The 12,523-nt window shown below is 61.5% G+C and carries 12 protein-coding genes; 8 read left to right on the plus strand and 4 right to left on the minus strand.

Going from position 1 to position 12,523, the window contains the following annotated elements; all coding sequences use genetic code 11:
• Positions 1–1,314, minus strand: a 1,314-nt coding sequence (locus tag AAFM15_RS00925; protein ID WP_341684826.1) for a phosphoenolpyruvate carboxylase, incomplete at its 3' end; no start/stop codon positions are given.
• Between the two features lie 169 nt (positions 1,315–1,483).
• Between AAFM15_RS00925 and hemC the strand changes: the two genes are divergently transcribed.
• The 4 genes from hemC to AAFM15_RS00945 are packed head-to-tail and all read left to right on the plus strand — an operon-like array spanning position 1,484 to position 5,523.
• Positions 1,484–2,395 carry a hydroxymethylbilane synthase gene (gene hemC, locus AAFM15_RS00930; protein WP_341684827.1) on the plus strand — a complete coding sequence of 304 codons (912 nt, stop codon included), beginning with the start codon at positions 1,484–1,486 and terminating at the stop codon, positions 2,393–2,395.
• A 10-nt stretch (positions 2,396–2,405) separates the two neighbouring features.
• The gene (locus AAFM15_RS00935; RefSeq protein ID WP_341684828.1) at positions 2,406–3,185 is read left to right on the plus strand and encodes a uroporphyrinogen-III synthase; all 780 of its coding nucleotides are present in this window, start codon (positions 2,406–2,408) and stop codon (positions 3,183–3,185) included.
• Positions 3,182–4,228, plus strand: a complete 1,047-nt coding sequence (locus tag AAFM15_RS00940) for a uroporphyrinogen-III C-methyltransferase (protein ID WP_341684829.1) — start codon at positions 3,182–3,184, stop codon at positions 4,226–4,228. The genes AAFM15_RS00935 and AAFM15_RS00940 overlap by 4 nt, the downstream gene beginning before the upstream one ends.
• Positions 4,229–4,233: 5 nt before the next feature.
• Positions 4,234–5,523, plus strand: a complete 1,290-nt coding sequence (locus AAFM15_RS00945; RefSeq protein ID WP_341684830.1) for a heme biosynthesis HemY N-terminal domain-containing protein — start codon at positions 4,234–4,236, stop codon at positions 5,521–5,523.
• 73 nt (positions 5,524–5,596) lie between these two features.
• Here the strand turns inward: AAFM15_RS00945 and AAFM15_RS00950 are convergent, their stop codons facing one another.
• On the minus strand, positions 5,597–8,326 hold the full coding sequence (locus AAFM15_RS00950; protein WP_341684988.1) for an Rne/Rng family ribonuclease: 2,730 nt from the start codon (positions 8,324–8,326) through the stop codon (positions 5,597–5,599).
• A gap of 102 nt (positions 8,327–8,428) precedes the next feature.
• Complete coding sequence (locus tag AAFM15_RS00955) at positions 8,429–8,623, minus strand: hypothetical protein (protein ID WP_341684831.1); 195 nt, start codon at positions 8,621–8,623, stop codon at positions 8,429–8,431.
• A gap of 253 nt (positions 8,624–8,876) precedes the next feature.
• Here AAFM15_RS00955 and AAFM15_RS00960 point away from each other — a divergent pair, with 253 nt between their 5' ends.
• The 4 genes from AAFM15_RS00960 to AAFM15_RS00975 are packed head-to-tail and all read left to right on the plus strand — an operon-like array spanning position 8,877 to position 11,858.
• Positions 8,877–9,866: an RluA family pseudouridine synthase gene (locus AAFM15_RS00960; RefSeq protein WP_341684832.1), complete on the plus strand. Its 990-nt coding sequence runs from the start codon at positions 8,877–8,879 to the stop codon at positions 9,864–9,866.
• Positions 9,838–10,506: an HAD-IA family hydrolase gene (locus AAFM15_RS00965; protein WP_341684833.1), complete on the plus strand. Its 669-nt coding sequence runs from the start codon at positions 9,838–9,840 to the stop codon at positions 10,504–10,506. The genes AAFM15_RS00960 and AAFM15_RS00965 overlap by 29 nt, the downstream gene beginning before the upstream one ends.
• A gap of 7 nt (positions 10,507–10,513) precedes the next feature.
• Positions 10,514–10,879, plus strand: coding sequence for a Rieske 2Fe-2S domain-containing protein (locus AAFM15_RS00970; RefSeq protein WP_341684834.1), 366 nt, complete (start codon positions 10,514–10,516; stop codon positions 10,877–10,879).
• 7 nt (positions 10,880–10,886) lie between these two features.
• Complete coding sequence (locus tag AAFM15_RS00975; protein WP_341684835.1) at positions 10,887–11,858, plus strand: S49 family peptidase; 972 nt, start codon at positions 10,887–10,889, stop codon at positions 11,856–11,858.
• 71 nt (positions 11,859–11,929) lie between these two features.
• Here AAFM15_RS00975 and AAFM15_RS00980 read toward each other — a convergent pair.
• Positions 11,930–12,523 (minus strand): SAM-dependent methyltransferase (locus AAFM15_RS00980; RefSeq protein WP_341684836.1); only part of this gene is annotated, 594 nt, incomplete at its 5' end.

A 12,523-nucleotide genomic window follows, 5' to 3' on the forward strand; every position in this document is an offset into this window, starting at 1 on the left:
TTTGTCCGAGCTTTGACGCAGGTCCACCGTGGCCAGATGAAAGCCGAACACTTCAACAGCGCGCATGAGTGGGCGCAGGCGTTGGTTGGCCAGCGCGTCGGCCTTGTGGCTGCGCAGGCTGTGGTTAATCACGCGCAGGTCCGCCAGAAATTCTTGCGCACTGGCGTAGGGGTTTTGCGGGGCCACGGCATGGCGTGCAGCTTCGCCGCCGGTCAGGGCTGTCAAGGTCGCGGCCAGGCGTGCGTAAATGCCGGTCAGGGCGCGGCGGTAGGGCTCGTCCATGCGGTGGGCGTTGGTGTCGGGCGAGCGTTCGGCCAGGGCGACCATGTCGGAGGCAAAGTCCACCAGCATGGCTGAAAGTGACAGCTCGCTGCCCAGGTAGTGCACTTCGGTCAGGTAGTGGCGCAGGGCGACATCGCACTGGCGGCGCAGCGCCAGCTCCAGCGTGGGCGCGGTGACGTTGGGGTTGCCGTCACGGTCACCACCAATCCATTGGCCCATGCGGAAAAAGCTGGCCACGTTCTGGCCGTCCAGGCTGCTTTCGAGTTCGGCGTACAACTTGGGAATTTCGCGCAAAAAGGTCGCTTCGTAGTACGACAGGGCGTTTTCAATTTCGTCGGACACCGTCAGCTTGGTAAAGCGCAGCAGGCGGGTTTGCCACAGCTGCAGCACGCGGGCGCGGATGTGTTCTTCGTTCTCGGCCAGTTGCTTGGGCGTGAGTGCATCGCGCGCTTGCGGGAAGGCGGCGGCGCGGGTTTTGATGTCGTCGCGTTCGGTCAGTAAATTGGCAATGTCGCGCTCGGCATCCAGAATGCTTTTGCGCTGCACTTCGGTGGGGTGCGCCGTCAGCACAGGCGAGACATAGCTGCGCGCCAGCGTGGCCGCCACCTGACGGGGCGTGATGCCCGCCCAGCGCAGACGCTGCAGGGCCACATCAATGCTGCCTTCTTGCGTGTTGCCTGCACGCTCGTGTACGGCGCGGCGGCGAATGTGGTGGCGGTCTTCAGCCAGGTTGGCCAGGTGACTGAAATAAGTGAAGGCACGAATCACGCTCACGGCGCGGTCGCCAGGCAGGCCTTTGAGCAGTTTTTTGAGGGCTTTGTCGGCTTCGTGGTCGGCGTCGCGGCGAAAGGCGACCGACAACTTGCGGATTTGTTCGATCAGCTCAAACGCCTCGTTGCCCTCTTGTTCGCGAATCACGTCACCCAGAATCCGGCCCAGCAGGCGAATGTCTTCGACCAGTGGCTTTTCGTTATCGCGGGCGCGGCTGCGTGTGCTGGCTTTGTCGGCAGGGGCGGGGGAGGCCTGTTTCATGGTGATTCCTGGAGGGGCACGCAACGGGGTGTTGGGTGCTTGAGCACACTGCAGCAAACCTTGTGCCAGCAGGGCTGAGGCTCATGCTAGCATCGCACGGGGCTTGAAAATTACCAATTGATTTCTTTTTAAGACCCGCTGAATTTTTTCGAAAGCAACGGCACTGTTCATGAGCTCCTCTCCCTCTCTTGTTATCGCGACCCGTGAAAGCCGCCTGGCCCTTTGGCAGGCCAAACATGTGCAGGCCTTGCTGCAGGCCCAAGGGGCCCAGGTGGATTTGCTGGGCATGACCACGCAGGGCGACCAGATTCTGGACCGCAGCCTGTCCAAAGTGGGCGGCAAAGGGCTGTTTGTCAAAGAGCTGGAAGTGGCCCTGCAAGAGGGGCGAGCCGACATTGCGGTGCACTCGCTCAAAGATGTGCCCATGGAGCTGCCTGCAGGCTTTGAGCTGGCCTGCGTGATGGAGCGCGAAGACCCGCGCGACGCCTGGGTGTCGTCTGACTATGCCCGCCTGGAAGACTTGCCACAAGGCGCTGTGGTGGGCACCTCCAGCCTGCGACGCACCGTTTTGTTGCAGGCGCTGCGCCCCGATTTGAAGATCGAGCCCCTGCGTGGCAACCTGGACACCCGTTTGCGCAAACTCGACGAGGGGCAATATGCCGGCATCGTGTTGGCCGCTGCGGGCCTCAAACGCCTGGAGCTGGCTGCACGCATTCGCCATATTTTTGAAACTGAACAAATGTTGCCTGCGGCGGGTCAAGGCGCACTGGGCATCGAGATTCGCAGTGACCGCGCCGACCTGAAAGCCTTGCTGGCCCCGCTGGTGCACATGCCTACCTGGCTGCGTGTGGCGGCCGAGCGTGCCGTGAGCCGCGCCATGGGGGGCAGCTGCTCCATGCCCCTGGCTGCACATGCGGTGCTCGATGGCGATCAGCTCTCGCTGCAAGCCGCTTGGGGTGACCCTGAGCAACCTGGCCGCTTGCTGCGTGCCCAAATGCAGGCGCCTTGCACCGATCTGGTGACTGCCGAGGCCATGGGTCTGGCTGTGGCGCGCGAGCTGCAGGCGCAAGGCGCGGTTTGACGGGCGGCGCATGGGTGCGGTGCCTCAACCCCATGTGATCGTTACTCGCCCGACGGCGCAGGCGCAGCCCTGGCTGCAGGGCTTGCAGGCTTTGGGCGTGCGGGCCGATGCGTTTGCGCTGTTGGACATTGCCCCTTTGCCAGACCCCACTGTGTTGGCCCCGGTGCGGGCTTTGTGGCCAGCTTTGCATGCCGTGATGTTTGTCAGCGCCAATGCGGTGCAGCACTTCATGCAGCAAGCGCAGGTGCGGCCAGAGCCTGGCCAGCAGGCGTGGGCCACAGGGCCAGGCACAGTGGCGGCTTTGGTGAAGGCCGGTTGGCCCATGGCACAGATTGTGTCCCCCTCCGCAGACAGTGCGCATTGGGATTCCGAAGCACTGTGGGCCGTAGCCCAGGCGCAGGCGCACGCTGGCCAGCAGGTCTTGATTGTGCGAGGGGCAGACGAGCAAGCGCAAATGCAGGGCCGCGACTGGCTGGCGCAGCAATTGATGGCTGCGGGTGTGCAGGTGCATGCCTGCGCGGCCTATGTTCGCCAGGCGCCACAGCACACGCCAGCGCAATGGGCGCAGGCCCGGCAATGGCTGGAGCAAGGCAGCTGGTGGCTGTTCAGCAGTTCGCAGGCGGCGCGGGAGTGGGCCCAGATGTGCCCGGATTGGCCTTGGTCCCAGGGGCGGGCCTTGGCCACGCACCCCCGCATTGCAGAGCAACTTCGTCAGTGGGGCTGGGGGCGGGTGCAACTGATGCCAGCGCACCTGCAGCAATGGGGGGAGTCGATAGAATGCCTGACATGAGTGCAGCAGACAACGAAACCGCGACCGGTGCAACAGCGCCTACTTCTCCCGTGATGTCTTCTTCCGTTGGGAATAAGCTCGGCTCGGGCCTGTTGTGGCTGGTGGCCTTGTTGGGCGTGGCGGGTTCGGCCTTGCTGTGGCAAAAGCTGAGCCGTATGCAAGAGCAGCTGGCCCGCCAAAGTGCAGATGCAGGTCAGCAGTCTGTTGAGGCCAAAGCCTGGGCCAAGCAGGCGCAGGAGACAGTCAAGGACAATACCGCCCGACTTGCGCAGGCCGAAGGCAAACTGGCCGAACTGGGTTTGCAGCGCACCCAGATCGAAGAGCTGATGCAATCCATGTCGCGCTCCCGCGATGAAAACCTGGTGCTGGATATTGAATCTTCTTTGCGCCTGGCGCAACAGCAAGCCGATATGACGGGTAATGCCGAGCCCTTGGTGGCGGCTCTGCAAACCGCACAATTGCGCATCAAGCGATCTACACAACCACGTTTGGCACCCTTGGCCCGTGGCATCGAAAAAGATTTGCAACGCCTGCAAGCCTTTGGCGGTCTGGATTTGCCCGGCCTTTTGCTGCGTCTGGACGAAGCGGTGGGCATGATTGATGGCTTGCCCATCTCGGGGCTGAATGTACAAGTGACCTCTGCACCTGCGGTGCCTGCCTCTGCAGTAGAAACGCCCGGCGACTGGCTGGGACAGTGGGGCGTGCGCGTGTTGAACGAATTCAAGTCGCTGGTGCGTGTGCGCCGGGTGGATACGCCAGAGGCGATGCTCATGTCGCCGGAGCAGGGCTATTTCCTCAAGGAAAACCTCAAACTCAAACTGCTCAACGCACGTTTGGGTGTGTTGTCGCATCAATACCCTGCGGCGCGTAAGGATCTGGGTTCCGTGTTCCAGTCGGTCAAGCGATTTGCGGATCCTGAGCACAGCAAATCAACCCAGCTGCTGCAACTGCTGGAGCAACTGCAGCAGATGTTGTCCACCACCGAGTTGCCCCGACTCGATGCCTCCATGGTGGCCGTCAACACCCTGGCAACGGGCAGGTGATCAGCATGCGAGCAGCTTTATGGTTCATGTCGTTGTTTGCCCTTGCTGTGGGCGGCGCTTGGTTGGTTGCGCACAACATCGGCACCGTTACCCTGTATTGGCCGCCTTATCGCGTGGATGTGTCGCTCAATCTGGTGTTGTTGGGTTTGGTGCTGGTGGTGGTGGCGTTGGCCATGGTGCAAAGGGCTGTGCTGGCTGTGCTGGCCATGCCCAAGCAAGCCAAACAGTGGCGTCAGCAACAAAAAGAGCGCGCAGCCTACGGGGCGTTACTCGATGCATTGACCCATTTCATGGCGGGTCGTTATGTGCGTTCACGCAAGGCGGCGCAGCTGGCCGTTGAAAAAGAGGCGGCCTACCAGCAGGAGGAAGATGCCCGATTGAGCCATGCGTCTGCTTTGAGGACGCTGGCCCATTTGACCGCAGCTGATGCGGCCCACGCCTTGCAGGACCGTACAGCGCGTGAGCAGCATGCACAAGCTGCTCAGGCAGCGATTGACCAGGCTGCGCCGACCTTGCGGCAGACCTTGCAAGAAGGTGTGGATTTACGCGCTGCGCGTTGGGCCTTGAATGACCGTGATGCTGCGGGCAGCCTGAACCTTCTGGAGGCCATGCCCAGTGCGTTGGGCAGGCGAGTTGTTGCCTTGCGCATGCGACTGAAAGCAGCGCGTCTGGCCGGACAACCCGACAAAGCCCTTGAAACAGCCTTGTTGCTGGTCAAACACAAAGCCTTTTCACCAGATGTGGCAGGCAGTCTGGTGCGTGGATTGCTGCAGGACTGGTTGCAGCGCGTGCATGAGCCGCAAGCTGTGGCTGCCATCTGGCGCAAGCTGGGCTCGGCCGAGCGTCAACGTTCCGAACTGGTGGTGGCGTGTGCAGACCGTTGGCTGGCTTTGGGGGGTGATGCAGTTGTTGCCCTGCAGTGGCTGGAGACTGTCTGGTTTGCCTGGGCGCAGAACCCTTCACGTGAGTTGTCATCGCAGTCGACCCAATTGGCTTTGAGTCTGGAACATGCCTTGACCTCCTGCGCAGCAGCTGACACACGTGATTGGCTGGCCAAGCTGGAAACGGCTCAGCGTGCACAGCCCAGACACGCGGCCCTGCAATATGTGGTGGGTGTGCTGTGTCTTCACCATCAACTGTGGGGCAAGGCGCAAACGCATCTGCAGGCAGCGGTGGTGCAGTTGCAGGTACCGCTGAAAGCCCGTGCTTGGCAGCGCTTGGCCCAAATGGCTGAACACCGGGGTGATCAGGAGGCTGCCATGGCAGCGTGGAAGGCTGCAGCGCAGGCGCAGTGACGGACAAAAAAATAACCGGGCAATGCCCGGTTATTTTTTTGTGTGTTGCCACCGCTTGGGTGGCATTGCTCGATCAGAACGGGAGCTTCATCTCACTGAGGTCCTTGCGTGTTTCGACCAGCACCAGCGGGCCTTCATCCAGTACGACCACTGGAGGACGTTCACGCGGCACATGGACGGGCTTGGGCTCGGCGGCGATGGCGGCTTGAACGGCTGCTACCTTGTCGGCATCCGAGTTGACCCACTGCAGGCCGCTTTGTGAAGCGACGGTCAGCAGCTCCTCGGTGGGCAGCGTGTAGCTGGCGACTTTGGGCAGGGCACGGCTGACGCTGGAGCTTGCGTTCTCAACAGGGGCCACGGGCTCAGCGCTGGCAATGGCCTCAGGTGCTGAGGCGGGTGCAGCTGCGGGGGCTGCAAAAGCGTCAAAGTAAGAAGAGCGTGGCGCGCTGTCGGTCGGCTCAGTAGCTTCGTTGCTCACGGGCTCGGTGGACTCGTGACGGCCATCGGTTTGGCGTTCACGACGCTCGCGACCATAACGGTCACGGCCACGACGTTCACGACGCTCTCCTTGAGCCGGTGCTTGCACCTCAGTCGAATCTGTCGTGATTGCGGCCTCGGTGCTGGCGGCTTCCATGGACTCGGAGCGTACCTCCGCTGCAGTTTCAGATGCGCGATCGTTGCGGCGCTCGCTACGTTCACGGCGGCCTTCACCACGTTCGCCACGTTCACGACGTGGTGCGCGTTCGGTGCGCTCGCTGCGGGTTTCGCCATCGGCATTGGCTTCCGAGGGCGCGATAGCGTTCACAGTGTCTTGACGCGGCTCGTTGCGGCGCTCGCGTTGAGGACGGTCCCCGCGTTCACCGCGTGGTGCGCGTTCCTGACGAGCTTCGCCTTCGGCGCCGGCGGTGTTGCGGCGGTTGTTGCGGTCCTGGCCTTCGGCGCGTTCGCTGCGCTCGCCACGTTCTGCGCGATCACCGCGGCCTTCACCACGACGGCCACCACGGCGATTACGATCACCACCACGGCCTTCGCGGCTCTTTTCTTCTTTCTTGGCTGGCTGGGCGGCAGGCTTGGCTTCTTCGGACGCGCCAGTAAACAGGTTTTTCAGCCAGGTGAAGAAACCACCGCTGCTGGCCTGAGCGGCAGGAGCAGGTTTTGCGGCTTTGGCTGCCGGTGCGGCTTCGGCCTTGGGGGCAACAGCGGGCGCTGGTGCATCGGGCAGCACGCCTTTGATGACCGGTGTCTGCTTGTTGGTAGGCTCCTGCGAGCGGCGAGTCACCGTGGTCGGATCTTCAACTTCTTCAGCCATCTTGTAGCTGGCTTCGATGCGGTCCAGACGTGGGTCGTCGTGCTTGAGGCGCTCGACCTTGTAGTGCGGAGTCTCCAGCGAACGGTTGGGCACCAGCAGAACACTGATGCGCTGCTTGAGTTCGATCTTGGCGATTTCGGGGCGCTTTTCGTTGAGCAGGAAGGCAGCCACTTCCACCGGCACTTGGGCGTGCACGGCGGCGGTGTTGTCCTTCATGGACTCTTCCTGGATGATGCGCAGGATCTGCAGTGCCGAGCTTTCGGTGTCGCGGATGTGGCCAGCGCCACCGCAACGCGGGCAGGGAATCGATGCACCTTCGGACAGGGCGGGTTTCAGGCGCTGGCGGCTCATTTCGAGCAGGCCGAACTTGCTGATGGAGCCGAACTGCACGCGGGCACGGTCCTGGCGCAGGGCGTCGCGCAGGCGGTTTTCCACTTCGCGGCGGTTCTTGCTCTCTTCCATGTCGATGAAGTCGATCACGATCAGGCCGCCGAGGTCACGCAGGCGCATCTGGCGGGCCACTTCGTCGGCGGCTTCCAGGTTGGTGCGGGTGGCGGTTTCCTCGATGTCACCGCCCTTGATGGCGCGTGCCGAGTTCACGTCCACGCTGACCAGCGCTTCGGTGTGGTCGATCACGATGGCGCCGCCGGACGGCAGCTGCACGGTGCGGGCGTAGGCCGACTCGATCTGGTGCTCGATCTGGAACCGGCTGAACAGCGGGGCGTCGTCGCGGTAGCGTTTGACGCGCGCGGCGTACTCGGGCATCACATGGCTCATGAACTGCTGAGCCTGTTCGTAGATGTCGTCGGTGTCGATCAGGACGTCGCCGATGTCGTTGTTGAAGTAGTCGCGGATGGCGCGGATCACCAGGCTGGACTCCTGATAGATCAGGAAGGCGCCTTTGCCGGATTGGGCTGCGCCGTCAATGGCGCTCCACAGTTTGAGCAGGTAGTTCAGGTCCCACTGCAGTTCGGGGGCGCTGCGGCCAATACCGGCGGTGCGCGCGATGATGGACATGCCTTTGGGGTATTCGAGCTGGTCCATCGCCTCCTTGAGTTCGGCGCGGTCATCGCCCTCGATGCGGCGGCTCACGCCACCGCCACGCGGGTTGTTGGGCATGAGCACCACATAGCGGCCTGCCAGCGAAATGAAAGTGGTCAGGGCCGCGCCTTTGTTGCCGCGCTCTTCCTTTTCGACCTGGACCAGCAGCTCCTGGCCTTCCTTGATCACGTCTTGGATGCGGGCCTGGCTGGGCGATACGCCCTCGGCAAAGTACTGACGGGAGATTTCCTTGAAGGGCAAAAAGCCGTGGCGGTCTTCGCCGTAGTCCACAAAGCAGGCTTCGAGCGAGGGCTCGACACGTGTCACGACAGCTTTGTAGATGTTGCCCTTGCGCTGCTCGCGCCCTTCGATTTCGATTTCATAGTCGAGGAGTTTTTGTCCATCGACGATGGCCAGGCGGCGTTCTTCGGCCTGCGTGGCGTTGATCAGCATCCGTTTCATGATGCGTTCCTTCTTTTTGTTAACCGACCCTCAAGGGGTCACGGATGCCGGGTTAACGTCAGAAACGAAGGGAATTGCCGGGACGAACGCGATTTAGCCGAGCGCGGGCTCGGGCAGCGGGTTCAGGGCGCGTGGATGGGGCGAGGTCAGGGACTTGGGTGTTTGCGTCCACTGCTGCAGGCTTCCTGCAGTGTCCAGGACGAGTTCGGTTCGCGCAGGCGAAGGCGTTTGCACGGGTGCGATCACCCGCTGCAACCAGCTCAGCACTTGGACGAACAGTACAACCATCTCGCTTCGATCCGTTCAGCAGCGCCTGGCCTTGGGGCTTTGAGGCTGCTGAATGTGGGTATTCCGTATTCAGTGTTTCATGACGTCGTCCCATACACCGGGAGGGCGAGCCACTGTTGGCAAAGGCCTTCAGTCTGCTCGTCGTGCCAGTGCTGGCATCGACCTTCTGGAGCGGCGGGTGGGATGCTGGACTAAACTCCTGCTTCTTCAGGAATTCATTTCCATTCAAATCAACCACTTACAGCCAAAACCAGTGAAAGACATTATAGGGGGCAAGACAGCCATTTCTGCGCCGGCCGTGAAATGGCTGGTGGTGGATGAGGAATCTGCCGGACAGCGGCTGGACAATTTCCTGATGCGCCACCTCAAAGGCGTGCCCAAAACCCATGTGTACCGCATCATCCGTAGCGGCGAGGTCCGCATCAACAAAGGGCGTTGCAGCGCAGACAGCCGGGTCGAGGTGGGAGACGAGGTTCGTGTGCCGCCAGTGCGCGTGTCCGACAAGGTGGCTGAAAAAGCGGCCCATCCAGCCCCGGCGCGTGAATTTCCCCTGTTGCTGGAGGACGATCATGTGCTGGCCATTGACAAACCCGCAGGTGTCGCGGTGCATGGTGGTTCGGGCGTGAGTTTTGGCGTGATCGAGCAGCTGCGCCAAGCCCGACCGCAGGCCAGGCTGCTGGAGTTGGTGCACCGCTTGGACCGGGAAACCAGCGGTATCTTGCTGGTGGCCAAAAAGCGCAGCGCCCTGAAAAACCTGCAAGACCAGTTTCGCGAGCGTGAGACCGGCAAGACCTACCTGGCGCTGGTGAAGGGCGAGTGGCCAGCCAAATTCAAGGTGATTGACCAGCCCCTGCACAAATACCTGCTTCCCGACGGCGAGCGCCGGGTGAAAGTCACGCACAAAGACGACCCGGACGGCATGCGCTCGATGACCCTGGTCAAAGTGGCTCAAAAGCTGCAAGGCTGTACCTTGCTGGAGGTGACCATCAAGACCGGCCGCACCCACCAGATTCGGGTGCATCTGGCCAGCAACGGGCATCCGATTGCCGGCGATGACAAATATGGCGACTTTGAATGGAACAAAGTGCTGCAAAAGCAGGGCCTCAAACGCATGTTCCTGCACGCCTGGCGGTTACAGTTCAACCATCCGGCAACGGCGCAGCGCGTGGCGCTGCAAGCCGATTTGCCCCCAGAACTTCAAGAGTACGTTGACCATGTCCAGCCTCCGGCCGCGCCAGTTTGACCTGATTGCCTTCGATTGGGATGGCACCTTGTTCGACTCCACCGCCATCATCACCCGCTGCATCCAGCGGGCGGTGCAGGACGTGGGCGGCGCGATGCCCACGCGCGAGCAGGCTTCGTATGTGATTGGCATGGCCCTGATCCCTGCGCTGGCACATGCTGCGCCCGATGTGCCGCGCGAAAAGCATGCTTTGCTGGGCGAGCGCTACCGTCACCACTACTTTGCGCATCAGCACGACATCAGCTTGTTTGACGGGGTGCTGCCCATGCTGGCCGAGCTCAAGGCCCGCCACCACTGGCTCACCGTGGCCACAGGTAAAAGCCGGGTGGGTCTGGACGAGGCTTTGCATGCGGTGGAGTTACGCCAGGTGTTTGACGGCTCGCGCACCGCAGACGAAACTGCAGGTAAACCCAGCCCGCTCATGCTCCACGAGCTGATGCGCGAGTTTGGCGTGGAGCCTGAACGCACCCTGATGATTGGCGACACCACACACGATCTGCAAATGGCCGTGAATGCCGGTTGCGCCAGCATTGGCGTGAGTTACGGTGCGCACGAGCCTGATGCTTTTCATGCCTTGAAGCCCTTGCACATTGCGCATTCGGTGCGTGAACTGCATGACTGGTTGTTGGTCAACGCGTGAGGTTCTGATGAGCGAACGCATTGCCCTGTGCAACAGCCGGGACCTCCAAAACGGAGGACTGGCGGTGCCGTTTGATGTGATCTATGGCGGGCAGACTTGCCGTGCTTTTGCCATCCGGTATCAAGGTCAGGCGCACGCTTACCTGAATCGGTGCAGCCACGTGGCCATGGAAATGGACTACCAGCCCAACCGTTTCTTTGACGACACGGGGCGTTGGCTCATGTGTGCCACCCATGGTGCCACCTATGCGCCTGAGTCGGGTGCTTGTGCAGGTGGGCCGTGCCGTGGTGGTTTGGTCAAGATTGACCTGAGCGAGGAAGGGGCAGTGGTCTACTGGCATACTGCCTACAACCTCAAGCCCTTTGAATTCTGAGCCCCTCATGCAAGAGCAAGACAGCCCTCGCCCCGAAACACCGGCAAACCCTGAAGCTCCTTGGGAGCGGCAGGCCTTGAACACTTTGCTCAGCGCCATGCTGAGCGAGCAGCGCACTGCACGTCGATGGAAAGTTTTTCTGCGCCTGATGTGGTTGGTGCTTGCAGGTGTGCTGGTCTGGAACCTGGTGAGCTACAACGCACAAGCAGTCAGCCCGACCATGACTCATACGGCGATGGTCGCGGTCAAGGGAGAAATTGCCGATGGCACGGACGCCAGTGCCGAAAACATCATCGCGGCCATGCGCAGCGCTCTTGATGATGAGGGCTCCCGAGCTCTGGTGCTGGTGATCAATTCGCCGGGGGGGTCGCCTGTGCAGGCCGGCCTGATTTATGACGAAGTACGTCGGTTGCGCAAGCTTCATGGCAAACCCATTTACGCTGTGGTGGAAGAGTCCTGCGCATCGGCAGCCTATTACCTGGCAACGGCTGCTGACAAAATTTACGTCGACAAAGCCAGTATTGTCGGAAGCATTGGCGTGCTGATGGATGGGTTTGGTTTTACCGACTTGATGGGCAAGCTGGGTGTCGAGCGCCGCTTGCTCACTGCGGGCGAAAACAAAGGTTTTCTGGATCCCTTCAGCCCACAAACGGCCAAACAGCGTGCGCATGCACAAACCATGCTGGACGCCATTCACAATCAGTTCATCACGGCTGTACGTCAAGGACGTGGCGATCGCCTGAAAGAAACGCCAGACATGTTCAGTGGCCTGTTCTGGACCGGTGAGCAAGCGGTTGACATGGGGCTTGCTGATGGCATGAGCAGCCTCGATGGCGTGGCCCGCGATGTGGTTGATGCACCTGACGTGATTGACTACACCCGTTACGAGAACATGGCTGAACGACTGGCCAAACGCTTTGGTGCGGCCATGGGTGAGGCATCTGTCAAAGCGTTGCGGGAAAGTCCCGTTCTTCGCTGACCTGTGGGAGCGGCCTTTGGCCGCGATTGCACAGGGAATCGGCATCGCGGCCAGAGGCCGCTCCTGCAGGGTCAAGCACCGACAGCAAATACGGCTGGTGTTTGTGCGTCCGGCCCCGCTGCACCCTTCTTCCACGTCGCTATGGTGTGGCTCTGAATGTTGGCGCTGTCCAGGGTCAGGCCACTGGCAATGGCCAGGCGGGTGTTGGGTTGCAGCGCTTGCAGCGCAGCGCTGAACATGGCGGGGTTGCGGTAAGGCGTTTCGATCCACATCTGGGTCTGTCCAGTTTTGATGGCCAGGGTTTCCAGTTGCTTGAGCCGGGCTGTTCGCTCGCTACTGTCTTGCGGCAGGTAGCCTACGAAAGCAAAGTTTTGTCCATTCAAACCGCTAGCCGCCAACGTCAGCAACAAAGACACGGGTCCAACCAGGGGCAGCACCTGCAGCCCCAGATCGTGCGCTGCACGCACCACTGAGCTTCCGGGGTCGGCCACAGCGGGCATGCCGGCTTCGCTGACCAGGGCGACATCGTGTCCTTGCAGTGCGGCCTGCAGCAGGGGTTTGGCATCAAAACCGCCCGCCTTGTGGTCGCCCTTTTTGTGCACTTCGCGTGGCAGTTCAGTGATGGTCTGCGCTTGAAGTGGCGCGGCCAACGCTTGATGCTCACC

Source organism: Limnohabitans sp. (assembly GCF_038134685.1).
Lineage (GTDB): Bacteria > Pseudomonadota > Gammaproteobacteria > Burkholderiales > Burkholderiaceae_C > Limnohabitans_A.

Excerpts from the sequence above, each read along its gene's own strand:
- hemC (WP_341684827.1), top strand. The coding sequence starts at position 1,484 with ATGAGCTCCTCTCCCTCTCTTGTTATCGCGACCCGTGAAAGCCGCCTG.
- AAFM15_RS00935 (WP_341684828.1), top strand. The coding sequence starts at position 2,406 with ATGGGTGCGGTGCCTCAACCCCATGTGATCGTTACTCGCCCGACGGCG.
- AAFM15_RS00940 (WP_341684829.1), top strand. The coding sequence starts at position 3,182 with ATGAGTGCAGCAGACAACGAAACCGCGACCGGTGCAACAGCGCCTACT.
- AAFM15_RS00945 (WP_341684830.1), top strand. The coding sequence starts at position 4,234 with ATGCGAGCAGCTTTATGGTTCATGTCGTTGTTTGCCCTTGCTGTGGGC.
- AAFM15_RS00950 (WP_341684988.1), bottom strand. The coding sequence starts at position 8,326 with ATGCTGATCAACGCCACGCAGGCCGAAGAACGCCGCCTGGCCATCGTC.
- AAFM15_RS00955 (WP_341684831.1), bottom strand. The coding sequence starts at position 8,623 with ATGGTTGTACTGTTCGTCCAAGTGCTGAGCTGGTTGCAGCGGGTGATC.
- AAFM15_RS00965 (WP_341684833.1), top strand. The coding sequence starts at position 9,838 with ATGTCCAGCCTCCGGCCGCGCCAGTTTGACCTGATTGCCTTCGATTGG.
- AAFM15_RS00970 (WP_341684834.1), top strand. The coding sequence starts at position 10,514 with ATGAGCGAACGCATTGCCCTGTGCAACAGCCGGGACCTCCAAAACGGA.
- AAFM15_RS00975 (WP_341684835.1), top strand. The coding sequence starts at position 10,887 with ATGCAAGAGCAAGACAGCCCTCGCCCCGAAACACCGGCAAACCCTGAA.